Source organism: Curtobacterium sp. 9128 (assembly GCF_900086645.1).
Lineage (GTDB): Bacteria > Actinomycetota > Actinomycetes > Actinomycetales > Microbacteriaceae > Curtobacterium.
Genome location: NZ_LT576451.1, coordinates 950,581 through 973,753, shown reverse-complemented (window position 1 = coordinate 973,753; position 23,173 = coordinate 950,581). Strand labels below are relative to the sequence as shown.

The 23,173-nt window shown below is 72.1% G+C and carries 23 protein-coding genes; 11 read left to right on the top strand and 12 right to left on the bottom strand.

Annotated features, from left to right (window positions below; all coding sequences use genetic code 11):
* Positions 1–60 precede the first annotated feature (60 nt).
* From QK288_RS04930 to QK288_RS04920, 3 genes are read left to right on the top strand one after another with little or no spacing between them, the layout of a single operon-like run.
* The gene (locus QK288_RS04930; protein WP_281266695.1) at positions 61–2,061 is read left to right on the top strand and encodes a DUF2156 domain-containing protein; all 2,001 of its coding nucleotides are present in this window, start codon (positions 61–63) and stop codon (positions 2,059–2,061) included.
* A complete protein-coding gene (locus tag QK288_RS04925) occupies positions 2,058–3,470 on the top strand; it encodes an alpha/beta hydrolase-fold protein (protein ID WP_281266694.1) in 1,413 nt (470 codons plus the stop codon). The genes QK288_RS04930 and QK288_RS04925 overlap by 4 nt, the downstream gene beginning before the upstream one ends.
* A complete protein-coding gene (locus QK288_RS04920; protein WP_281266693.1) occupies positions 3,467–3,643 on the top strand; it encodes a hypothetical protein in 177 nt (58 codons plus the stop codon). Before QK288_RS04925 ends, QK288_RS04920 begins: the two co-directional genes overlap by 4 nt.
* A 146-nt stretch (positions 3,644–3,789) precedes the next feature.
* Here QK288_RS04920 and QK288_RS04915 read toward each other — a convergent pair whose 3' ends face one another.
* From QK288_RS04915 to QK288_RS04895, 5 genes are all read right to left on the bottom strand, one after another.
* A complete protein-coding gene (locus QK288_RS04915) occupies positions 3,790–4,359 on the bottom strand; it encodes a GNAT family N-acetyltransferase (protein WP_281266692.1) in 570 nt (189 codons plus the stop codon).
* Positions 4,360–4,415: 56 nt separating this feature from the next.
* The gene (locus QK288_RS04910; RefSeq protein WP_281266691.1) at positions 4,416–5,978 is read right to left on the bottom strand and encodes a dihydrolipoamide acetyltransferase family protein; all 1,563 of its coding nucleotides are present in this window, start codon (positions 5,976–5,978) and stop codon (positions 4,416–4,418) included.
* Positions 5,979–6,019: 41 nt separating this feature from the next.
* Positions 6,020–6,979 carry an alpha-ketoacid dehydrogenase subunit beta gene (locus QK288_RS04905; RefSeq protein ID WP_281267659.1) on the bottom strand — a complete coding sequence of 320 codons (960 nt, stop codon included), beginning with the start codon at positions 6,977–6,979 and terminating at the stop codon, positions 6,020–6,022.
* An 86-nt stretch (positions 6,980–7,065) separates the two neighbouring features.
* Positions 7,066–8,202 (bottom strand): thiamine pyrophosphate-dependent enzyme, encoded by a 1,137-nt coding sequence (locus QK288_RS04900; RefSeq protein ID WP_281266690.1) that lies wholly within the window; start codon positions 8,200–8,202, stop codon positions 7,066–7,068.
* 5 nt (positions 8,203–8,207) lie between these two features.
* Complete coding sequence (locus QK288_RS04895) at positions 8,208–9,290, bottom strand: histidinol-phosphate transaminase (protein WP_281267658.1); 1,083 nt, start codon at positions 9,288–9,290, stop codon at positions 8,208–8,210.
* 46 nt (positions 9,291–9,336) lie between these two features.
* Between QK288_RS04895 and QK288_RS04890 the strand changes: the two genes are divergently transcribed.
* From QK288_RS04890 to QK288_RS04875, 4 genes are all read left to right on the top strand, one after another.
* Entirely contained in the window at positions 9,337–9,735 is a 399-nt protein-coding gene (locus QK288_RS04890) for a phage holin family protein (RefSeq protein WP_281266689.1), read from the top strand.
* On the top strand, positions 9,732–10,235 hold the full coding sequence (locus QK288_RS04885) for a low molecular weight protein-tyrosine-phosphatase (protein WP_281266688.1): 504 nt from the start codon (positions 9,732–9,734) through the stop codon (positions 10,233–10,235). Before QK288_RS04890 ends, QK288_RS04885 begins: the two co-directional genes overlap by 4 nt.
* Positions 10,232–11,617 (top strand): adenylosuccinate lyase, encoded by a 1,386-nt coding sequence (gene purB, locus QK288_RS04880; protein ID WP_281266687.1) that lies wholly within the window; start codon positions 10,232–10,234, stop codon positions 11,615–11,617. Before QK288_RS04885 ends, purB begins: the two co-directional genes overlap by 4 nt.
* 189 nt (positions 11,618–11,806) lie before the next feature.
* Complete coding sequence (locus tag QK288_RS04875; RefSeq protein ID WP_281266686.1) at positions 11,807–13,012, top strand: hypothetical protein; 1,206 nt, start codon at positions 11,807–11,809, stop codon at positions 13,010–13,012.
* Here QK288_RS04875 and QK288_RS04870 read toward each other — a convergent pair.
* The gene (locus QK288_RS04870) at positions 13,002–13,256 is read right to left on the bottom strand and encodes a hypothetical protein (protein ID WP_281266685.1); all 255 of its coding nucleotides are present in this window, start codon (positions 13,254–13,256) and stop codon (positions 13,002–13,004) included. The two genes, QK288_RS04875 and QK288_RS04870, sit on opposite strands and share 11 nt — an antisense overlap.
* Before the next feature lie 16 nt (positions 13,257–13,272).
* Here QK288_RS04870 and QK288_RS04865 point away from each other — a divergent pair, with 16 nt between their 5' ends.
* Positions 13,273–13,818, top strand: coding sequence for a L,D-transpeptidase family protein (locus tag QK288_RS04865; protein WP_281266684.1), 546 nt, complete (start codon positions 13,273–13,275; stop codon positions 13,816–13,818).
* Positions 13,819–14,009: 191 nt separating this feature from the next.
* On the opposite strand, the gene QK288_RS04860 is transcribed toward QK288_RS04865, so the two are convergent.
* On the bottom strand, positions 14,010–14,918 hold the full coding sequence (locus QK288_RS04860; RefSeq protein WP_281266683.1) for a LysR family transcriptional regulator: 909 nt from the start codon (positions 14,916–14,918) through the stop codon (positions 14,010–14,012).
* Positions 14,919–14,989: 71 nt separating this feature from the next.
* Between QK288_RS04860 and QK288_RS04855 the strand changes: the two genes are divergently transcribed.
* Positions 14,990–15,913 (top strand): EamA family transporter, encoded by a 924-nt coding sequence (locus QK288_RS04855; RefSeq protein ID WP_281266682.1) that lies wholly within the window; start codon positions 14,990–14,992, stop codon positions 15,911–15,913.
* Here QK288_RS04855 and QK288_RS04850 read toward each other — a convergent pair.
* The gene (locus tag QK288_RS04850; protein WP_281266681.1) at positions 15,882–16,874 is read right to left on the bottom strand and encodes a DUF1731 domain-containing protein; all 993 of its coding nucleotides are present in this window, start codon (positions 16,872–16,874) and stop codon (positions 15,882–15,884) included. The two genes, QK288_RS04855 and QK288_RS04850, sit on opposite strands and share 32 nt — an antisense overlap.
* A complete protein-coding gene (locus QK288_RS04845) occupies positions 16,871–17,539 on the bottom strand; it encodes a DUF4166 domain-containing protein (protein ID WP_281266680.1) in 669 nt (222 codons plus the stop codon). The genes QK288_RS04850 and QK288_RS04845 overlap by 4 nt, the downstream gene beginning before the upstream one ends.
* A 47-nt stretch (positions 17,540–17,586) precedes the next feature.
* Between QK288_RS04845 and QK288_RS04840 the strand changes: the two genes are divergently transcribed.
* Positions 17,587–18,501: a cation diffusion facilitator family transporter gene (locus QK288_RS04840; protein WP_281266679.1), complete on the top strand. Its 915-nt coding sequence runs from the start codon at positions 17,587–17,589 to the stop codon at positions 18,499–18,501.
* A 324-nt stretch (positions 18,502–18,825) separates the two neighbouring features.
* On the opposite strand, the gene QK288_RS04835 is transcribed toward QK288_RS04840, so the two are convergent.
* Together QK288_RS04835 and QK288_RS04830 are read right to left on the bottom strand one after the other, a co-directional pair.
* Positions 18,826–19,419, bottom strand: a complete 594-nt coding sequence (locus QK288_RS04835; RefSeq protein ID WP_281266678.1) for a hypothetical protein — start codon at positions 19,417–19,419, stop codon at positions 18,826–18,828.
* Between the two features lie 80 nt (positions 19,420–19,499).
* On the bottom strand, positions 19,500–20,759 hold the full coding sequence (locus QK288_RS04830; RefSeq protein ID WP_281266677.1) for an MFS transporter: 1,260 nt from the start codon (positions 20,757–20,759) through the stop codon (positions 19,500–19,502).
* 82 nt (positions 20,760–20,841) lie between these two features.
* Here QK288_RS04830 and QK288_RS04825 point away from each other — a divergent pair, with 82 nt between their 5' ends.
* Positions 20,842–21,723 carry a LysR family transcriptional regulator gene (locus tag QK288_RS04825; RefSeq protein ID WP_281266676.1) on the top strand — a complete coding sequence of 294 codons (882 nt, stop codon included), beginning with the start codon at positions 20,842–20,844 and terminating at the stop codon, positions 21,721–21,723.
* A gap of 6 nt (positions 21,724–21,729) precedes the next feature.
* Here QK288_RS04825 and QK288_RS04820 read toward each other — a convergent pair whose 3' ends face one another.
* On the bottom strand, positions 21,730–23,142 hold the full coding sequence (locus QK288_RS04820; RefSeq protein ID WP_281267657.1) for an MFS transporter: 1,413 nt from the start codon (positions 23,140–23,142) through the stop codon (positions 21,730–21,732).
* Between the last annotated feature and the right edge of the window lie 31 nt (positions 23,143–23,173).

The following is a 23,173-nucleotide window of genomic DNA, read 5'->3' as shown; positions in this document are numbered from 1 at the left end:
CCAGCGCGGTTCAGCCCGCGGGTCGATGTCCCCTGCGCGCCGATCCGCTGTGATGCAAGGGTGCGCATCACTCCCTTCGTCGCTCGGCTCCGTCAGTACCCGGTGACCGTCGTCGTCACGGCCGTGACCGTCGCGCTCGTCGCCGCCGCACGGCTGAACGGGTCCGAGCCGGACTTCCCGCACCACCCGCCCGTCGCGTGCGTCGCGTTGCTCGCCCTGCTCGTCGCGACGGCGGTGTCCGAGCGCGCGATCGGATCGGTCCGGACGATCGTCGTGGGACTCGTGGTCCCGACCGTCGCGATCCTCCTCACCCGTGTCGCGGTCACGGTCGGCGCCGCCCTCGGTGAAGCCCACGCCGAGGTCGCCCACGGGCAGCAGCTCATGGCGCCGAGCACCGTCGCGGTGGCGCTCTTCGCCGCGTCCTCCGCTGCGCTGCCCACGCAGCGCCGCTGGCGCGTCCGCACCGTCCTCTGGACGGTGACCGTCACCCTGCTGCTCTTCGCGGGCCACGGGTCGGACGTGGCCCGTGCCCTGGCCGCGCTGCTCGGGGTGGCGAGCGGCGCGCTCGTGCTGGGCCGAGCCTCCCGTCCGGCCCGTCGTGACCCGCTGTCGGTCCGCCCCGTCGTCACGGCCGCGCTCGCGGCCCTCGGCTCCGGATCGCTCGTGACGCTCGTCGTCCCCGATCCGGACGGCGTCCTCTCGCCGTTCGCCGACGCGATGACCGACCGGGCCGTCGTGCTGGTCGGTGCGCTCCTGCTGCTCGCGGCCTGGCTCGTGTCGCACGGCCGGCGGGCCGGTGTCGTCGTGGCGGTGACCGTGCTCGTGGTCGTCACCGCCGTGCTGGCGGACGCGTTCGTCATCGAACCGATGACCGCCGACGCGCTGCAGTGGCAGGGCCTCGGGCTCGACGAGATCGAGTGGCAGATCACGCTCATCGGTGCGTGGGTCGTCCCGGCCGGGGTGCTCCTCGCCGTCCTGCTGCTCCGCGACCGCCTGGTCCGGGGACGGTTCCGTGCGGCGACCAGCACGACCGACCTCGTGGCGATGCTCCGCGACGGCGACGCCGGGACCCTCGGGCACATGGGGACCTGGCGGGGCAACGCCGTCTGGTCGCACCCCGAGGGGCTCGGCGCCGTGGCCTACCGGGTCCGCGGGGACGTCGCACTCACCGTCTCCGACCCGGTGTGCTGTGCCGACGACCGTGCCGCGGTGATCGCGGGGTTCGTCGTGCACTGCGACCAGAACGGCTGGACGCCGGCGTTCACGAGCGTGCACGCACCGGTGCGGGAGGTCCTGGCCGCCGAGGGTTGGACCGCGCTGCCCGTCGGCGTCGAAGCCGTGCTCGACGTCACCACGTTCGACCTGCGCGGGAAGCGCCGCCAGGACCTGCGCACCGCGTCGAACCGCGCCGATCGCGAGGGTGTGCGTGACGAGTGGACGCGCCTCGAAGCGCTCGGCGCCGAGCAGCGCGCACAGGTCGAGGCGATCTGCACCCGTTGGGCTGCCGATCGTCGTCTGCCGGAGATGGGGTTCACGCTCGGCGGGTTCCGGGAGCTCGATGACCCGGACGTCCGTCTCGCGCTCGCCGTCGACGCCGAGGAGCGGGTCGTCGCGGTGACGAGCTGGCTGCCGGTGTACGCGCACGGGACGCTCATCGGCTACACGCTCGACGTGATGCGTCGCGGGGAGTCCGGGATGCCCGGCGTGATCGAGTTCCTGATCGCCAGGACCGCCCTGCGCTCCCGTGAGGCCGGGCTGACCATGCTGAGCCTCTCCGGTACGCCGCTCGCCGCGCACGACCCGACGGCGCGCGGGGTGCTCGACCGGGGTTCGCTGCTCGTCTCGCGGGTCCTCGAGCCGGTCTACGGGTTCCGCTCGCTCCAGCGCTTCAAGGAGAAGTTCGGCGCAGCGCACGAGCCCCTGTGGCTGGTCGTCCTCACGCCCCTGCACGTCCCGCGGGTGGCACGGGCGCTCGCGAGTGCGTACGTCCCCGGGTTCCGCCCGCGGCACCTGCTCGAACTCGGCCGAGCACACCGCGCGGCGGCCGGAGCACGCTCGTGACGGACCCGTTCCACTGGGTGATGGGCACGCGGCTGCAGGTACTCACGAAGCTCGTGCCGGCCGACGTCGTGTTCGTCGTGCTCGTCCTGCTCGTGACGTTGCCGGCGTTCCGGTCGACCGGGCGCGACGGAGGCCCCCGGAGCCGGTGGCCAGACCGCGCTGCCTGGCGCCGGACCGGGATCCGTGCGCTCGGCGCCGTCGGCGGTGGGCTCGTCGGGCTCCTCGCCTGCTGGGTGGTCGGCGACCTGCTCAACGCCTTCGACGTGCGGTTGACCGACGTGACGCGGATGTGGGTGGCGTTCGCGTTCGCCGGGCTCGGGCTGGCCGCCGTCGGTCTCGTGCAGGGCGGACGGGTCCGACGCGTCCTCGCGGTGGTGCTCGTCCCCCTCGCACTCCTCGTGCCCGCGCTCGGCGTGAACGTCGACTACGCCGCGTACCCGACGCTGAACGCGCTCGTCCAGACCGATCCGTTCCCGGCGCTCGACCTGGGTGCCGAGACCGGCGCTGTCGGGGCGGCGGCCGGCGCCGGCGCGGCCGGGTCCGCCGGTGCCGGCGCGGCCGGTGCGGCTGGCGCTTGGGCTCCGCCCGCGACGATGCCCGCCACCGGCCTGGTCGGCACCGTGCGGCTCCCCGGCCGGGAGTCCGGCTTCCCCGCCCGCCCCGCAGTCGTGTACCTGCCGCCGGCGGCCCGCACGGCCGACCCGCCGCCACTGCCCGTCATCGTGTCCCTGTCCGGCCAGCCGGGCTCACCGAGTGACATGTTCACCGTCGGCGGCCTCGCGACCACACTGGACGCCTACGCAGCCGCCCACCACGGGATCGCGCCGATCGTCGTGTCGGCCGACCAGCTCGCCGTCCCCGGGCACAACACGATGTGCGTGGACTCGACCATCGGGAACGCCGCGACCTACATCACGCGGGACGTCCCCGACTGGATCACGTCGCACCTCCGCGTCACGACCGACCGCCGCGGGTGGGGGCTCGTCGGGTTCTCGCAGGGGGCGACCTGTGCCATGCAGTTCCTCGCCGGGCACCCCGACCAGTTCAGCGCGGCGCTCGCGATCTCCAGCGAACCGCAGCCGATCGACCGCTCACCGCAGAACAGCGCGGACGAGGCGTTCGGCGGTTCCCTGAGCCGCTGGCGAGCCGCCGCACCGGGGGCGCTGATGGCCGCGAACCGGCCGTACCCGGACACGTCGGTGTGGCTGACCGCAGGGTCCACGGACGGCGAGTTCGTCCGGTCCGCCCAGCACCTCGGGTCGGCGGCGCGGGCGGCCGGGATCCGCACGACGGTGGCATCGGCACCGGGCAGCGGCCACGACTGGAACACCGTGCAGTGGTCCGTGTCGAACGAGCTCCCGCACGAGGCGGACGTCCTGCTCACCGCTCCCGGCGTGGTGCACGGATGAACGACCGCTCGGCGATCACGGCGATGCGCGTGGCCGTGTTGGGGGTCGCGGTGTTCGTCGCGGTCGTCGTGCTGACCTGCTGCTCGGCGGAGTGGGCCCTCGGCAGCGTGCTGCTCGTGCTCGCCACCGTCGCCGGCGCGTTCATCGTCACGCTCGGCCCAGGACGACGCTGACGCGGGCCGGGCCCCGAGCGCCGGCGCCGGCGCCGGAACGATCGACTGCGCAGACAACGGGTCCAGTCCGCCCGGCATCGGCCCACTTCTGCGCACTCGATCACTGGACCGACGAGCGATTCCCCGGGCGACGCTGACGCGGGCCGTCAGGCGTTCGCGACGAGCCAGTCGTACTGGGCGTCGGTCAGCGCACGATCGGCCCAGACCTGCCGCTCGACACCGCTCGGCGTCGGCGCGGCGGTGGTGCCCTGCCAGACGAGTGACAGCCCGGCGCGGGCGAGCACCGTCGCCGAGGCGGGGTTGTTCGTCAGCACCCGTCCAGTGATCGGCGTTCCCGGGGCCGTCTCGAGCGCAGCCCTGACGGCCGCCTGGGCGATCTCGGTCGCGTAGCCGTTCCCCCACGCGCTCGGTGCGAGGCGGTACCCGAGGTTCCACACCCCGCCGGCGGTCATGTCCACGCCGCCCACCCCGATCACCACGCCGTCGTGCCGGATCGTCCACGACCCGAGCCCGTGCCGGACCCGGCCGCCGATCTTCCGCTGGACGAGGTCCTGCGTCTGCTCGCGCGACACGTGTCGACCAGAAGGCAGGTGGGTCCAGGTCCGGGCATCGGAGTAGATCGCGTGCACGGCGTCGATGTCCGCCGGTGTCACGGGGGTCAGGACGAGGCGATCCGTTCGGATCTCCTGCGGGGCGCTCAGGAGCTGGTGGACCATGTGTCGATCATCGCCCCGACCACCGACATCCGCGTGAACACCACGCCAACAACAGCTCAGTCGAGCAGGAGCGCCGGCTCCTCGAGCACCGAGGCCACGTCGTGCACGAACCGCGACGCGACGTCGCCGTCCACCACGCGGTGGTCGAACGAGGCACCGATCGTGGTCACCATGCGCGAGCGGACCTCGCCGTCGACGACCCACGGCTTCGGCTTGATCGTGCCCATCGCGACGATGGCGACCTGCCCCGGGTTGAGGATCGGCGTGCCGGTGTCCATGCCGAACACCCCGATGTTCGTCACGGTGATCGTGCCGTCGGCCATCTCGGCCGGGCTGGTCTTGCCGTCACGCGCCGTGAGCGTCATCTGCTCGAGCGCCTTCGCGAGCTCGAGGAGCGACATGTCCTGCGCGTCCTTGATGTTCGGCACGATGAGCCCGCGGGGGGTCGCCGCCGCGATGCCGAGGTTCACGAAGTGGTGCACGATGATCTCGCGGTCGGTCCACGACGAGTTGACCGAGCGGTTGCGGCGCACGGCCCAGATCACGGCCTTCGCCATGATGAGCAGCGGCGACACCTTGACCCCGGCGAACGTCGGCGAGGACTTCAGCCGCTTGACGAACTCCATGGTGCGGGTCGCGTCGACGTCGACGAACAGGGAGACGTGCGGCGCCGTGAAGGCCGACGTGGTCATCGCGGTCGCGATCGCCTTGCGGACGCCCTTGACCGGGATGGTCTCCTGGCGGACGTCGCCCCACTCGGGCGTCTCGATGTTGCGGAAGACGGTGGCCTGCGTCGCGTGACGGATCACGTCGTCACGGGTCACCTCGCCGGCGAGCCCGGTCGCGACGACGGTGGTCAGGTCGACCCCGAGGTCCTTCGCGAGCTTCCGGATCGGCGGCTTCGCGATCACCGGCAGCGCGTGGGAAGCGGGCACGGACGACGGGCGCGCTGGACGCTTGCCCTGCTCGGCCACGGCATCGGCGGTGCTCGCCTCGCCGTCGTCGGTGACCAGGTCGAGGTCGGCTTCCCGACTGGAGGCACGGCTCGCCTCCGCAGCGACGGCTGCGGCCCGGCGGGCGCCCGGCTTCCGGCGGGACGGTGCGCTGGTCGCGGAGCCGTAGCCGACGAGGACGGCGCCGGAGGACTCGTCGGTGCCGATGACCGAGGCGCCGTCGGCGGCCTGGATCGGGGACGCGGGTGCCTCGGCAGCGCGTGCCGGGGCGGGAACGGGCACGGCGGGTGCCGGAGCCGGTGCTGCGGGCGTCGAGGCCGCAGGCGGCGCCGGAGGCGTCGGGATGGCGGGCGTCACGTCGGGCGAGACCGGAGCGACGTCGGCAACAGGAGCCGAGCCTCCCGGCTGTGCCGACGGGACGTGCGCGTCGGACTCGACCCGGATGATCGGCTTGCCGACCTCGACCGTGTCGCCCTCGCTGACGAGCAGCCCGGTGACCTTGCCCGCGAAGGGCGACGGCAGCTCGACGAGGGACTTGGCGGTCTCGATCTCGACGAGGACCTGGTCCACCGCGATGTCGTCGCCGATCGCCACGCGCCACTGCACGATCTCGGCCTCGGTCAGGCCTTCACCCACGTCGGGGAGGGGGAATTCGGCGACGGCCACGTCGGCTCCTTCGTCGGTCGGTCGTGCGGGGATGGTCCGGGTCAGTAGGCGAGGGCGCGGTCGACGGCCTCGAGGACGCGGTCGGCGTCCGGCAGGTGCAGGTGTTCGAGCTTCGAGACCGGGAACGGGATGTCGAACCCGGACACCCGGAGCGGTGGCGCCTGCAGCGTGTAGAAGGTCCGCTCGGCGACCGTCGCGGCGATCTCGCTGCCCACGCTCACGAAGCCGGAGGCTTCCTGCGCGATGACGAGCCGGCCGGTCTTGCGGACCGATGCCAGCAGCGGCTCCCAGTCGATCGGCGAGATCGAGCGGAGGTCGACGACCTCGCAGCTCGTCCCTTCGCCCTCGGCGATGTCCGCGGCCTGCATGAGCGTCGCGACCATGGCGCCGTGGCCCACGAGCGTGACCTCGGTGCCGGTGCGGGCGACGCGGGTGGTGTGCATGGGCACGTGCCCGTCGACCAGGTCGACCTGCCCCTTCGGCCAGTACCGCGACTTGGGCTCCATGAAGATCACGGGGTCCTTCGACGCGATCGCCTCCTGGATCATCCAGTAGGCGTCGTTCGGGGTGCTCGGGCTCACCACGCGCAGGCCGGGGGTGTGCGCGAAGTACGTCTCCGGGGACTCCTGGTGGTGCTCCACCGCGCCGATGTGCCCGCCGTAGGGGATGCGGATGACGATCGGCAGCGACATGTGCTCGGGGAGACGGTTCGCCATCTTCGCGAGCTGCGACGTGATCTGGTCGAAGCCGGGCCAGACGAACCCGTCGAACTGGATCTCGATGACGGGCCGGTAGCCGCGGAGCGCCAGGCCGATCGCGGTGCCGATGATGCCGGACTCCGCGAGCGGGGTGTCCATCACGCGGGTGTCGCCGAAGCGTTCCTGCAGGCCCTCGGTGATGCGGAAGACACCGCCGAGGCGGCCGATGTCCTCGCCCATCAGCAGGACCTTGTCGTCCGCCTGCATCGCGGCGGCCAGTCCGGCGTTGAGCGCCTTGGCCATCGGGAGCGTCGGGGTCGGGTCGGTCGGGACCTCGCCGGCGCCCGGGTGCGAGCGCAGCGTGTAGTCGAAGAGCTGCTCGGTGGTGCTCATGCGTGCGATGCTCCGTCCTGGTCGGCTTCGTACGCTTCGAGCCACCCGCGCTGCTCGTCGATCCTGGGGTGGGGCTCGCGGTAGACGTGGTCGAACATCACCTGCATCGGCGGCGCGACGAGCTGCGGCGTGCGCGTGCGGATGTCAGCCGCGACGGCTTCGCCCTCTGCGTCGAACTCGGCGAGCTGGGCGTCGGTGACGCCACGGCTGCGGAGGTAGCCCTCTGATCGAGCGATCGGGTCCCGCTCGACCCAGCTCGCGAGCTCGTCGTCGCCGCGGTAGCGGGTCGGGTCGTCGGAGCTGGTGTGCGCACCGATGCGGTACGTCTCGGCCTCGACGAACGCCGGGCCCTGTCCGCTCCTGGCGTGGTCGGTCGCGACGACGCTCGCCGTGTAGGACGCCAGGATGTCGTTGCCGTCCACCTTGATCGCGGGGATGCCGAAGCCGCGGGGCCGGTCGACCAGCGGTGTCGGCGACTGCACCGACACCGGGACCGAGATCGCCCAGTGGTTGTTCTGCAGAAAGAAGACGACCGGTGCCTTGTAGGACGCGGCGAAGACGTACGCCTCGTTCACGTCACCCTGGCTGGTGGCGCCGTCGCCGAAGTACACGATCGAGCAGGCGTCGCGGTCCGGGTCGCCCGTGCCGACGTCGCCGTCGAGCCGCATGCCCATCGCGTAGCCGGTCGCGTGCAGGGTCTGCGACCCGATCACGAGCGTCGAGATGTGGGTGTTGCCGCGCTCGTCCGGGTCCCAGCCGCCGTGGGTCAGCCCGCGGTACAGACTGATGATCTCCATCGGCTCGACACCACGGGTCATCGTGACGGCGTGCTCGCGGTACGACGGGAACACGTGGTCCTGCGGGCGGAGCGCGAACACCGAGCCGACCTGCGCCGCTTCCTGTCCGTGGCTCGGCACCCACAGGCCGAGCTGGCCCGTGCGCTGGAGGTTGTGGGCGGCGTGGTCGAACCGACGGGTGATGACCATGCGACGGTGCATCGCCAGCAGGGTCTCGTCCGGGATGGCCCGCGCGGCGGCGGCGTACTCGGCGTTCTCGTCGGTCTCCACGAACCGGCCCTCTGAGTCGAGGAGCCGGATGGTGGTCGTCGCGGGAGCCGCGGCGTGGAAGGACATGCGGGTCAGCGTAGCGGCCGGGCTTCGGCCACCCTTGTGAGTCCCCCGACAAGCGAACGGGCCGTTTCGAGGAGCTTCCCGACAGCCTCGTGCTCGCCGATCGAGATGCGGACCCCTTCGTCGGCGAACGCCCGGACGATGATCCCGGCCTGCTCGAACCGCTCGGCGGCGACCGCCGTGCGCTCCCGCGTCGCGAGCCACACGAAGTTGCCCTGGGCGTCCGGGACGTCCCAGCCCTGGGCACGCAGCTCCGTGACGATGGTGTCCCGGCGCTCGGCCAGCTCGGCGACGCGCGCCAGGAGCTCGTCCTCGCGCTCCAGGCTGGCGAGCGCTGCCGCCTGGCCCTGCGCCGTCACGCTGAGCGGGATGGCACACGCGCGGACGGCGTCGAGGACGTATGCCGGTCCGAGCGCGTACCCGACGCGGAGGCCGGCGAGGCCGTACGCCTTCGAGAAGGTGCGGAGCACGACGAGGTTCGGGTGGCGCTCCAGCAGCGGGACACCGTGCACGGCGTCGGGGTCGGTGACGAACTCGGCGTAGGCCTCGTCCAGGACGACCAGCACGGACTCCGGAACTGCGCCCATGAACGCCTGGAACTCGGCCGCGGTCACGATCGGCCCGGTCGGGTTGTTGGGCGTGCAGACGATCACCATGCGGGTGCGATCGGTCACCGCGGCAGCCATGGCGTCGAGGTCGTGCCCGCCGTCTGCGCGGTTCGGGACCTGCACGCTCGTGGCACCGGCGACCGTGACGACGCCCGGGTACGCCTCGAAGGAGCGCCAGGCGTAGACGATCTCGTCACCGGGGCCGGACGTGGCCTTGGCGAGCTCGTGCAGGATCGCGACGCTCCCAGGGGCGATGTGGACCTCGTCGACGGTGGTCCCGAAACGGTTCGCGAGCTCGGCCCGCAGCGCGAGCGCCGAGGCGTCCGGGTAGCGGTTGTACGCCGTCTGCGCCTGCACGGCCTCGATCACGCCGGGCAGCGGCGGGAACGGGTTCTCGTTGCTGGAGAGCTTGAAGGCGTCCGCCGCGGCCTGTCGGCCCTGCTTGTAGGCGGGCAGCGATGCGATCTCGGGGCGGATGTGCACAGTCACCTTGCAAGCGTAACCGGCCGGTCCCGGGCATCATGGGTGCATGCGATTCCTCGTCCGCCTCGTCATCAACGCCGTCGCGCTGTGGCTCACCACGCTCATCGTCAGCGGTGTCTCCGTCATCGCCTTCGGGGACGGCGGCGCGATCGCGACCGTCCTCACCTACCTGCTCGTCGCGTTCGTCTTCGGACTCGTCAACGCGGTGATCGGCACGCTCATCCGGATCGTGGCGTTCCCGATCTACATCCTCACCCTCGGGCTCATCTCCCTCGTCGTGAACGCCATCCTGCTGCTCATCGTCGCCGGGATCTCGTCCGCGATCGGCTTCGGCCTGCAGGTCGACTCGTTCGGCTGGGGTGTCGTCGGCGCCCTCGTGCTCGCCGTCTTCGCGTGGCTCATCGGGCTCTTCGTCCGCCCGGTCCTCAACCGTCAGCGCGCGTGACCGGACCGTCCTTCCGCGTCTCGTTCGTCTGCAGCGGGAACATCTGCCGGTCGCCGATGGCCGAGATCGTCTTCGCGAAGATCGTCGAGGACGCCGGTCTGACCGAGCAGTTCCAGGTCGAGTCGGCCGGCACGGGTGACTGGCACGTGGGTGAACCCGCCGACGAGCGCACGATCGCAGCACTCGCGGCGCGCGGATACGATGGCAGCAGGCATCGCGCCCGTCAGTTCGACCCGGACCGGTTCCCGGAACTCGACCTGGTGGTCGCACTCGACCGCTCCCACGAACGCATCCTGCGCTCGTGGGCACCCACGATGGACGACGCCGCGAAGGTGACGCTGTTGCTGCGGTACGACGACGCCTGGCCCGAGCAGGCCGACGTTCCGGATCCGTATTACGCGGACCGGCACGAGTTCGACCGGGTCCTCAGCACGGTCGAACGGGCCTGCCGAGCACTCTTCCACCAGATCGAACCGGCCGTCCGCCAGGGAGCACCATGACCCCCCTTCCCCCGCAGCCGATCAGCCCCCTCGACGGGCGGTACTACCCGGTCGTGCACACGGTGGGCGAGCACCTCTCCGAGGCCGGCCTGAACCGTGCCCGCATCACCGTCGAGGTGGAGTGGCTCGTGTTCCTCACCGACCACGCGATGTTCACCACGTCGCCGCTGTCCGTCGACGACAAGGCCGCCCTCCGCGCCGTCGTCACCGACTTCGGCCAGGCGCAGATCGCCGAGCTCGCGGAGATCGAGGCGACGACCCGGCACGACGTCAAGGCGGTCGAGTACTTCGTGCGCCGTCGGCTCTCCGACCTCGGCCTCGACGCCATCGCCGAGCTGACGCACTTCGCCTGCACGAGCGAGGACATCAACAACCTCTCCTACGCGCTGACGATCAAGGACGCCGTCGAACAGGTCTGGCTGCCCGCGTTCAAGGCCGTCGTCGCCCGTCTGACCGAGATCGCCACGGAGCTCCGCGCCGTCCCGATGCTGTCCCACACGCACGGGCAGCCCGCGACCCCGACGACGCTCGGCAAGGAGCTCGCAGTGGTCGTGTACCGCCTGGAGCGCGTCCTCGCCCAGATCGAGGGCGGCGAGTACCTCGGCAAGTTCTCCGGCGCGACCGGCACGTTCTCGGCACACCTCGCCGCGGATCCCGAGGCCGACTGGCCCGCGCTCAGCCGCGAGTTCGTCGAGGGCCTCGGCCTGACGTGGAACCCGCTGACCACGCAGATCGAGTCGCACGACTGGCAGGCGGAGCTCTACGACCGGATCCGCCACGCGAACCGGATCCTGCACAACCTGGCGACCGACGTGTGGACCTACATCTCGATGGGGTACTTCACGCAGATCCCCGTCGCCGGCGCCACGGGCTCGTCGACGATGCCGCACAAGATCAACCCGATCCGCTTCGAGAACGCGGAGGCGAACCTCGAGATCTCGTCGGCGCTCTTCTCGACCCTGTCCGAGACCCTCGTCACGAGCCGCCTGCAGCGCGACCTCACGGACTCCACCACGCAGCGCAACGTCGGTGTCGCGGTCGGGCACTCGCTGCTCGCGCTCGACAACCTCCGTCGCGGGCTCGGCGAGATCGCCGTGAACGAGCAGCGCCTGGCCGAGGACCTCGACGGCAACTGGGAGGTGCTCGGGGAGGCGATCCAGACGGTCATCCGCGCCGAGGTCACCGCAGGGCAGTCCGACATCGAGGACCCCTACGCGATGCTGAAGGAACTGACCCGCGGCAAGCGCATCGGCCAGCAGGACCTGATCGCGTTCGTGAACGGACTCGACATCTCGGACGGCGCGAAGGCCCGGCTGACGAACCTCACCCCGGCGACCTACACGGGTCTCGCGGACGAGCTCGTCGACCACCTCGAGGTCTGAGCGCCCGCACACCCGCACGTCGAACGCACACCCGGCAGGCCGTCCTGCCGGGTGTGCTGCGTTTTCCGACAGGGATTCCCACCGATCCCCAGGTTCCTGCTAGGTTCGACGAGCTGAGTACAACTCAGGCCGGGGGGCGTCGCAGGAGATGCACCCTGCGTCCCTCACGACCGGATGGAACTCCACACCGTGCTTCGCTCCCGAATCGCCGCGGCCGCCGTCGGCGTCACCGTGCTCGGCGTCACCGCCGCACTCGTCCCCACCGTCTCCAACGCAGCGGACGACTCCGTCGCGCCGGCCACCTCCGTGGTCACGTGGGCCGACAGCGCCGCCGACTTCACCGCCATCGACACCGACTCCTCGACGCCGGCGATCCCGGCCGGCTGGTCCTGGTTGGGCATCCAGCAGGACGGGAGCGACTACGCGACCTCCCTGGACCAGGTTGCTTCGTTCGGCGCCGACGGCGTCACGGCGAAGGACGGCTCCGCGGTGCTGCTGCTGCACCCGCTGCAGTCCACGGTCGCCCCGAACGCACTCGCCGGACTCATCGACGATGCGGCCGCGAACGCCGGTGGCGACACCGAGGTCGGCCTCCTCGTCGCGAAGGCGAGCTCACCGACCCTCGTCGAGGAGACCGTCTACACGACGGGTGGCCTGCAGGGCGCCGACACCGTCTGGGCCGGCGGGGAGTCGACCGACGAGCTCGCGACCCAGCTGCAGGCCGATGGTGACGTCGTCTTCGGGTACGCCGTCGTCCTGAACGGCGCGACCGCGACGCCGCCCGCGACCGACGAGCCCACGCCGGCCCCGACCGAGACGCCCGCACCGACCGAGACGCCGGCACCGACCGAGACGCCCGCTCCGAGCGAGACCACGGCTCCGACCAGCACCCCGGCCGCCCGCTCGGCCGCACCGGAACAGGGTGTCGAGAAGCTCCTGCCGCAGGCATCGGCCGCGAGCACGTTCGCCGCGCGCGCCGCCGTCCCCGCCGACTCCGGCATCGCCGACCTGGTGATCGACGACAGCACGACGTACTTCACCCCGCAGCCCACCGCAGCGGTGTCGAGCACCTCGCTGTCGCTGACCGTCAGCCAGGCCACCAGCACCGGCTTCCCCGTGACGGGGTCCGGCTTCGCACCGGGCGAGACCGTCGGTGTCGCCCTCGCCCAGGGCCAGTCCGGCACCGAGCTGCCCGGAACGCTGACCGCGGACGCCGACGGCAACATCACCGGCACCGTCGTCCTGCCGGCCGGCGCGACCGCCGGTGCCTGGACGCTGGTGTTCGTCGGGACCTCCTCGGCGCAGACCGCCTCGGTCGCGATCACCGTGACCGCCGACCCGGCCGTGGCACCCGTCGCGACCCCGGTCTCGGGTCGGGCGACCTTCACCGGCTGACCTTGCGGTTCATCCCGACCGAGCCACGGCGGCGCGCGACCCTGGTCGCCGCCGCCGTGGCCGTCGTGTGCGCGGGTGCCGTCGCCATCGTCGTGACCAGCACGATGTCCACCGGGACCCCGGCGCCGTCCCACAGCGCGGTCGCGGCGGCGCCCAGCGCGACGCCCACTCCGCGCGCCTCCGGTTCACCGGCCCCACAGGACGCGATCGACGCCCCTGCGACGACCACGGTCGCCGCGGCCACGGGTGACTCGGTCCCGGTGAGCGCCGAGCCGGACGGCGCCGTGACGGAACGCCTGTCCAACCCCCAGAAGTCCGGTGCTCCGCTCGTCCTCCGGGTGGTGGACCAGCGGGACGGCTGGGCGCAGGTGCAGCTCGCGCAGCGCCCGAACGGCAGCACGGGCTGGGTGCCGACGAGCGCCGTGACGCTGTCCAGCACGCCGTACGCGATCGTCGTCACCGAGTCGACGAACACGCTCGACCTGTACAAGGACGGCTCGGTCCTGCACAGCTACCCGGTCGCGACCGGCACCGGCGGCACACCGACCCCCACCGGGCGGTTCGCGCTCACGGAGCTCCTCGCGCCGACGAACGACGGGTACGGCCCGTACGCGTACGGCACGACGGCGTTCTCGGACGTCCTCAACTCGTTCGGTGGCGGCCCCGGTCAGATCGGGCTGCACGGCACCAACGACTCGTCGAGCATCGGGTCGGGTGCCTCGCACGGGTGCGTCCGCATGCACAACGCCGACATCACCGCGCTGGCGAAGCTCCTGCCGCTCGGCACGCCCTTCCAGGTCCGCTGACGGTCCGTCCCACAACGTTCGCGATGGGATGTCGGATCGCGCGTGGGTGGTCGGAAGAACCGACCGCCCACGCGCGATTCGACCCCCTACGCGCGATTCGCCCCCCCCCCCCCCCCCGACGCGCGAGTCCGCCTCGTGGTGCGATCTGGCTGACGGGAGGCTCGGGCGGGTCCGGTGGGGACCGCACCAGCTCAGGTGGTGACGTCCAGGGCGGTCGCGACCAGTGCCTCCAGGACGGTGCGGACCACGGGACGGACCGCACGGTCCTGCCGGACCAGCGCCTCGATCCGGCGGCCGGCGCGGACGTCCGCCAGCTCCGCCAGGTGGAAGCGCCCCGGCGCACGCGTGCCGGAGGTGTAGCGCGGGACGAGCGCGACACCGTGTCCCGCTGCCACGAGGTTCTCGATCACGGGCAGGTGGATCGTGCGGAACGCGACCTCCGGAGGGGTGTCCGTGGCCGCCGCCATCGCGGTGAGCACCCGGTCGATCGGGTAGTCCTCGGGGACGCCGATCCAGGTCTCGTCGAGGACCTCGTCGATGTGCACGCGGTCGTGGCCCGCCAGTCGGTGTCCGGGCGGCAACGCGACGTCGAGCGGTTCCCGGAGCAGCGGAACGGTCTCGAGCGCTGCCCGGCCGGCGGGAGCGGCACCGTCGGGCCGGTGCCCGACGACGACGTCGTGGTCGGCGGTGAGCGGGGCGAACTCCCCCTCGCTGACGTCCACGTCGGACAGGGTCAGTCGGATGCCGGGGTGGGCGCGCATCCGGGTCAGGAGACCCGGCAGCAACAGCTCGGCCGCTGACGGGAAGATCGCCAGGTCGACGGTCCCCGATCCGCCGCCGAGGTGTTCCTGCCAGGCCGCGTCGACGGTCGCGATCGCAGTGGCGACGCCGTTCGCGAGGCCGGCGAGCACCCGGCCGTGCTCGGTGAGCCGGACGCCGCGGCCGACCCGTTCGACGAGCGGAACGCCGACCTGGCGCTGCAGCGTCTGGAGCTGCTGCGAGACCGCGCTCGGCGTGCGGTGGGTGGCCGTTGCGACCGCGGTCACGGAGCCGCGTTCGGCGAGCTCGCGGAGCACCGGCAACAGCGTGACGTCGAACATGCAGTGACCCTACAACGTCGGTGCAGAAACGTTCGCTGGTGCTACCGCGTTCTCCGCGCCACCATCGTGGTGTGCTCGTTCGTGACCGTCTCCTCGCCCTCGTCGTCGCCGTCGTCTGGGGACTGAACTTCCCCGCGACGGCGCTCGCCCTGGAGCACTTCCCGCCGTTCCTGCTCGCCGCCCTGCGGTTCACGCTGCTCGCGATCCCGACGCTGTTGTTCGTCCCGCGGCCGCGGATCCCGTTCGCGCGGCTGCTGCTGGTCGGGTTCGGGCTCGGGGTCCTGCAGTTCGCCTTCCTGTACCTCAGCATGGCGTCGGGCATGCCGTCGGGGCTCGCGTCGCTCGTGCTGCAGGCCTCTGCGCCGTTCACGGTCGTGCTCGCCGGGGTGTTCCTCCGCGAACGGCTCAGCGGTCGGCAGGTCGCCGGCGTGACGATCGCCGTGTGCGCGCTCGCCGCCATCGCCGTGCACCGGTCGCAGACGGCGGCGCTGCTGCCCGTCGTGCTCGCGCTGTGCGGTGCGATGGGGTGGGCGATCGGCAACGTCGCGACCCGTCGTGCGGGGGCCGCGAACCCGCTGCACCTGACGCTCTGGTGGTCGGTCGTGCCGCCGATCCCGATGGCCGTGCTGTCGCTGACGGTCGAGGGGCCGGCGCGCATCGGTCGCGCGCTCGGCACGGCCTTCACGCCGGCAGCGCTGCCCGCAGACCTCGGACTGCTGTACATCGTGCTCGTGGCGACGCTCGTCGGGTACGGGATCTGGTCGCGGCTGCTGGCGACGTACCCGTCGAGTACCGTCGCACCGTTCTCGATGCTCGTCCCCGTCGTCGGGGTGCTCGCATCGTGGGCGGCCTTCGGCGAGGTGCCCGACCTGGTCGAGGTGCTGGCGGGCGCGGTCGTCGTCGGCGGGGTGCTGTGGGCGTCCAGGCCGCCGCGGGCCGCGGTTCCGGTGGCGTTGCCGGTGCTCAGCCCCGGTGCTGTCGACGCTCGGCGATGATGTTCGCGAGGGCGCCGCGCAGCAGCGGGTACCGGAACTCGTAGCCCGCCTCGACCAGACGTGTCGGGACGACCCACCGGCTCTTCAGCACGAGCTCGGTCTCGGTCCGGATCGCGAAGGACCCGATCTCGAGCGTCCACCGCCGGGTCGGCAGGCCGAACCGTCGCCCGACCGCGTCCCGGATCGTCGCCATCACCGTGCGGTTGTCCGACGGGTTCGGGCTCGTGACGTTCACGACGCCGTCGATCGCGTCGTGGTCGCGGATGAACCGGACGGAGCCGAGGACGTCCGCGATGTGCACCCAGCTGAACCGCTGCCGGCCCCGGGTGTGCCGGTCGTGGTGGTAGGTGCCCGCGGCCAGGCGCGCCGGCGTCGGGAACCAGGCACCGTCGTACTGCGGGCCGCCGAGCCCGGCCTGCGCGAGCCGGATCAGCGGGACCAGGGCGCTGCCGTCACCGAGGACGATCGCCATCCGGAGCGCCACACGGCGGGTACCGGGCAGGTCCGTCCCGAAGAAGGCGTCCTCCCACGCGCGGGCGACCCCGACCGAGAAGCCCTCGCCGAGCTCCCCCGTCGCCTCGTCCTGCGGCCGGTCGTCGGCGTGCCGGTAGATCGTCGCGGTCGAGGCGTTCAACCACAGCGGCGGCGGGTGCTCCGACGTGCGGATCGCCTCGGCGAGTTCGAGCGTGGTGTCCACCCGGGAACGGATGATCTCGGCGCGGTTCCGGCGTCCGTAGCGGCAGTTGACGGTCTTGCCGGCCATGTTCACGACGATCGCGGCACCGTCCACGAGCTCGCGGATACGAAGGGTGTTGCCCCACACGGCATCGCCCGTCCGGCCGATCGTGACGACGTCGTAGCCCTCCTCGCGGAAGGCGTCCTGCAGGTACCTGCCCACGAAGCCGCTCGCCCCCGCGATCACCGCGCGACCCCTGCGCGCGTCGGCGCTGTCGTCGTTCATCTCGTCCCCGTCTCCTCGTCCGGCGCGATCACGTACCGGAACGCCCCCTCGTACCGGTACAGCGTGCCGACGATCGGTGCCGTCAGCACCAGGGACACGCGCTGAAGGTCGGCTTCGTCATCGAATCGTTCCGTGAGCGTCACACGCGGTGCGATCAGGGCCGGGAGGCTCCACCCGCGTCCGAGCGCACGGAACGCCACACGAGTGGAGACCAGGCGCAGGGCACCCGCGTCCGGCCCGTCGGCGTCGACCTCCACGCGCAGACGGGCGCTGACGCGCCCGTGGCGACCGAGGTGGTCGACCAGGCCGTCCGGTTCAGCGGTGATGGCGTCCACCATCGTGCGGTCTCCGGAGCGGAGGTGGAAGGTGCGGTGCGCGCGGACCGCGACACGAGCCTCCAGGCTGCTGCCCCGACCGACGCGCGCCGGCTGGTTCTCGACGGTGAAGGGGACCTGCCGTTCCCAGACCGGGAACATCACCGCGTCGCGCGCGAACAGCGCGAGGACCGGCCAGAGCCACCGGCGCGGTGTCCCGACGACGTCGAAGACGCCGTCGCCGCGGCCGACGTGCCCCGGTGGGATCGCCCCGAAGTACGTCCGGAGACGGGGGTGCAGCCGTTCGACGACGTCGGGCGTGGTGCTCAGCTCGTAGGGCGACCGGGTCACGCCTCGATCCTGGCATGTCGGCGCTGCGGATCCGTACGATCGTGTGCATGGGACACGACCACGGACACGCGCACGGGGGTGCGAACGAACGCGCCCTGTGGGTGGCGTTCTGCATCTCCGCGACGATCCTGCTGGCCGAGGTCGTCGGCGCCGTCGTGACCGGGTCCCTCGCGCTCCTCGTCGACGCCGGACACATGGTCGTCGACACCGGCGGCATCGGGATCGGACTCGTCGCGACGCGGCTGGCCCGACGCTCCCCGACCTCGCAGCGCACCTGGGGGTTCCAGCGGGCCGAGGTGCTCGGTGCCACCGCGCAGGCGGCGATCCTGCTGGCGGTCGGCGTGTACGTGATCATCTCGGCGATCCAGCGACTGTTCGTCCCCGCCGAGATCCACTCCGGGCCGCTGCTCGTGTTCGGGGTGATCGGGCTCGTCGGGAACCTGGTGGCCTACGCCGTGCTGCTGCGGGCTTCCGGCGAGAACTTCACGTCGCGGGCTGCGCGGCTCGAGGTCCTCAACGACACGCTCGGCTCCGTCGCGGTCATCGCCGCGGCCGTCGTGTTGGCGCTGACGGGGTGGGAGCGAGCGGACTCGGTCGCTGCGCTCGTCATCGGTGGGCTGATCCTGCCGCGGGCGATCCGGTTGCTGCGGGAGACCGCGAACGTGCTGCTCGAGGCCACGCCGCCGGGGCTCGACCTGGAGGACGTGCGCGGCCACATCCTGGAGCTCGACCACGTGATCGCGGTGCACGACCTGCACGCGACGCTCGTCGCGACCGGGGTGCCGAACCTGACGGCGCACGTGGTGGTGGACGACCACTGCTTCACGACGGCGCACGCCCCGGCGATCCTCGACGAGTTGCAGCAGTGCGTGGCGGAGCACTTCGACGTGCCGGTCGAGCACTCCACGTTCCAGCTCGAGCCCGCGTCGCACCGTCGGCACGAGCACGACGTGCACGCGTAGGGCGGGTACGGCCGGAGCGGTCTGGCTGGCGGGGCGGGGCGGGGCAGGGCAGGTCCTCGCGGGGCTGTGACGCCGTTGCCGACTCGGAACGACACAGTCGCTGTCGTACGACAACGACGCTGTCGCTCCCACGCGTGCGCAACTGCCCGCGCGTGCAACGGGCGACACGCGCGCTGTCGTACGACAACGACGCTGTCGTTCGGAGTCGGGACGAGGCAGGCGCGAACGGGCGGGACGGGGCAGGCGCGCGCGGGAAGGGCGGGCGCACCACGCGGGGCAGGCGCGGGCGGGCGGGGCGGGACGCGCGACGGGCGGCGCGACCCGTCAGCAGTCGTCGTCGTTCGTGGGGTACGCGGTGATCACGCGATCGGTCGTCGCGGAGACGATGACCTTCACGAAGCCGTCGGGACTCGGCGCGGTCCCGTCGTCGAACCGGACGGCAGCGGCGTAGCAGACCTTGCCGTCGCCGGCGTCGATCGGGAACCCGTCCCGCGGGCTGGTGAGCGCCGTCTGCACCGCGGTGAGCATCGCGTCGTCCCAGTCACGGTCGCCGTGGCCCGCGAGGACGTCCTCCCAGTCAGCGGTGTGCCGCACGCGGATGTGCTCGTACCCCTGACTCGAGTTCCCGCACTGCAGCACGACGTCGCCGAGCGCGGCCGTGTCGTAGCGAGCGACGGTCGCGCGGGAGTCCCGATCGCAGGACGCGAGCACGGAGCCACCCGGCAGGTCCGGACCGGTCCGGTCGATGACGACGGTGCCGTCACTCGTCGCGACGGCGGTCGGCGCGGTCGTCGGCCCGGAGAGCACCGGGTCGTCCGCACCCTGCTGCGCCGTGAGGAAGAGCCCGCCGACCACGAGACCGGCGGCCACGACCGCGGCGACACCGGTGACGACGGAACGGTTGCGTCTCGACGGCATGCGGCCAGTATGCCGGAGGTGGGGCGAGCCTCCCGTCCGGTGGCGCCGACCAGGGTTCCGGACGGGAGGCTCGGGGTGCGTCAGGCGCGCGCGGCCAGTCGCGTCCCGGCGACGGCGGCGAGCGCGGCGACGAGCACGACGTACCCGAGGAGCACGGGGAGCGTCGGGAGCACGAGGAGCGCCGCGCCGACCGCCACGACGGGCACCGTCAGCCCGGCGTACGCGACGAGGAACGTCGCCGCGAGCACCCCGCCGCGTTGCTCGGGGCCGACCAGGGCACCCGCGCTCGCGATCGCCGCCCGGAAGAGCAGCCCCACCCCCGCGCCGGCGACGACGCCCCCGCCGATGAACCCGGTGACCTGCAGCAGGACCGCCGCGACACCGAGCACGACGAGCCCGCCGACGAGGAGGACGACGCCGAGCCGGATCTGGGCGCGCTGCGAGAGCCGGGCGAACACGAGCTGGGAGACGGAACTCGCGGCGAACACCCCGAAGGTCGTGGCTCCTGCGGCCAGACGGTCGGTCACGTGGAACGTCGAACCGAGGAACGACGGCGCGACCGACGTGAAGAGCCCCTGCACCCCGAAGGCCGCGAACGCCGCGATGCCCGCGGTCCAGAACGCGCCGCCCTTGCCAGCAGGGGCCTGCACGCGCTGCGGTCGGTAGGGCACACGCTCCTCGGGACGGCCGACGGTCTCCGGGGCGGCGAGGACCGCCACGAAGGCGACGACGAGCGCGACGACGAACACGACGTACGGCGTCATCAGCGGCTGTCCGACGAACTCCGCCAGCGCTCCGCCGACGAGGGCGCCGAGGGAGAGACCGCCGAGGTTCACGACACCGGCCGCGACGCTGGCACCCTTCGCGGACGCCTCGCGGCCGGTGGCGCGGACCCGGAGTTCCCCGAGGTGCGCCGTCGCCGTCGCCGTCAGCGTCCCGACGCCGAAGCCCGTGACGAGCCGCGCGACGATCAGTCCGCTGACGTCGTTCCAGACGAGGAACAGCACCGCCGCGACGAGCTCGAGGGCGATCGACACGAGGATGAGCGGCTTCCGCCCGAGGACGTCGCTCAGGTGCCCCGCGGAGTACAGCGACCCGACGACGCCGAGGCCGTACGCGGCGAAGATGATCGTCGTGGTGAACGTGGGGAAGCCGTCGCGCGCCTGGTAGATCACGTACAGCGGCGCCGGGACCGTCGCGAATGCCATCACCGCGAGGAACGCGAACGCCACGGCCCAGAACCCCGCACCGTGACGGCGACGGCTGTGCGCGCGCCGACCGCGCGGCACCGGAGGGGCGGTGACGGATCCGGTGGAGGGTTCTTCGAGGACGGTTGTCATGCTCCGATGCTCCCGCCACAGCATCATCGGGTCAAACGGATCATCTTGATGGTTTCCATCGATCTGATCGATGATGGGGTGCATGGAGACCCGACTGCTCGAACAGTTCGTCACCGTCGCCGCCGAGGGCAGCGTCACCCGCGCTGCGGAACGGCTCTGGGCAGCGCAGTCGACCGTCTCGGCGGGGATCGCGAGCCTCGAGCGCTCGTTCGGTGTCCGGTTGTTCGAGCGCACCGGCCGGCAGCTCGTGCTCACCACGGCCGGCGAGGACCTCCTCCCGCACGCCAGGGCCGTGCTCGACTCGCTCGACCGGATGCGCGACCTCGCCACCGCGTCGGACGCCGAACTCCGCGGGCGGGTCCGGCTCGGGATCTTCACGAGCATGGACATCGTCGACCTGACCGGGGTGCTCCGCACGTTCCGGCAGCGCCACCCGCTCGTCGCCGTGGAGCTCATGACGTCCCCGTCCGGGACCACCGGGCTCGTGCAGGACCTGGTGGCTGGACGGCTCGACCTGGCCTACTGCGGCCTGCCGTCGGTGCCCGCCGGCGTCGTCGTCGAGCCCCTCCGCGAGATGCAGTTCCGGGTGTTCGTCGCCGCGGACCACCCGCTCGCACGGAGCGGACGCACCTCGGTGTCGCTGACAGAACTCGCCGACGAGTCGTTCATCGACACGGCGCACGGGTTCGGCAACCGGATCATCCTCGACCAGGCGCTCGACCGACTCGGCATCCGGCGGCGCATCGTCGCGGAGATGAACGACATGCCCGCGGTCATCCGGTTCGCGGCCGCTGGACTCGGGGTCGGCGTGGTGCCGGACTCCGGGGTCCCGCACGACGGCGTGGTCCTCGACCTCGAGGACCCGGTCGAACCGCTCCGGGTGGGTCTGGCGATGCGGACGGCACCAGAACCGAACCGAGCGGTGCTGGCGCTCGCGCAGGACATCGTCGCCGCGCGGCGGTGATGCGGCTCAGCCCTCGAGCAGGTGGGCGATGCCCGACACCGACCGCCGAGCCGCAGCCGATGACGACACGAACCCGACGACGACGATGCCCGCTCCGATGCCGACGACGATCCACCACATCGCGTGCGTGGCGACCGCGAACCCTGCACCGACGCTGGCGACCGCACTCGCGCCGGTGACGGTCCCCGCGAGGGCGACTCCGAGCGACACCCCGGTCTGGCGGCTCGTCGAGGCGACGGCGGCCGCGGAACCCGACTGCGCCCGTGGCATGCCCGAGACCGCGGTGTTCGTGATCGGGGCGTTCACCATGCCGAACCCGAGTCCGAAGAGCACGAACGCGGAGACGAGAACCCACATCGGGGTGTGCGCGTCGATCGTCGTGAGCACCACACCGGCGCCACCGATGCCGATCCCGGCGAGCACGAGCGGGACACGGGTGCCCACCGAACCCACGAGTCGGCCGGACAGGGGCGAGGCGAGCATCGTCCCGACAGCCGCCGGCAGCGTCCACAGTCCGGCCTCGAACGGGGACATGCCCCTGACCTCCTGCAGGTAGAGCGCGTTCAGGAAGAGAAACGCGCCGTTCGCACCGAACGCGGCGATCGCGGTCAGCACCGCGGACGAGAACGGGATGCTCCGGAAGAACCGGACGTCGATGAGGGGCTCGGCGGTGCGCCGTTCGACCCCGACGAGTGCGACCAGGGCTGCAGCCGCGACGACGAAGAGCCCGAGGGCCGCCGGCGAGGTCCACCCCAGCCGCGGGCCCTCGATGAGTCCGCCCACCAGCGTCGCCAGGAGCACGATGACGAGCCCCTGCCCGAGCGGGTCGAGTCGACGCGGACGCGGGGCGCGGGACTCCGGGACGAACAGGAACGTCAGGACGATCGCGGCGATGCCGATCGGCACGTTGATCCAGAAGATCGCCCGCCACCCGACCGTGTCCGTGAGTGCTCCGCCGACGAGCGGCCCGACGCCCATCGAGACCCCGACGACGGCACCCCACACACCGACTGCCCGCGCACGCTCCTTGGCGTCGTCGAACGTGGCCGTGATGATCGACATCGCCACCGGGTTCATCATCGATCCGCCGACCGCCTGGACCATGCGGAACACCACGAGCCATCCGACCGTGGGTGCGAGCGAGCAGAGCAGCGACCCGACGCTGAAGAGCGCGAGCCCGATCTGGAAGGTCCGGCGCCGCCCGATCCGGTCAGCGGTCGAGCCGGACAGCATGAGCAGGCTCGCGAGCACGAGCGTGTAGGCGTCGATCGTCCACTGCAGTCCGGAGATCGTGCTGTGGAGCTCGCGGCCGATCGACGGCAGCGCGACGTTCACCACGGTGGCGTCCATCGAGACGATGAACAGGCTCATGCAGCAGACCGCGAGGATCAGGTACCGGTGGCGGTACCGGCCGGGCAGGTCAGGAGCACCCTGCTCGGGTCGTCGGACC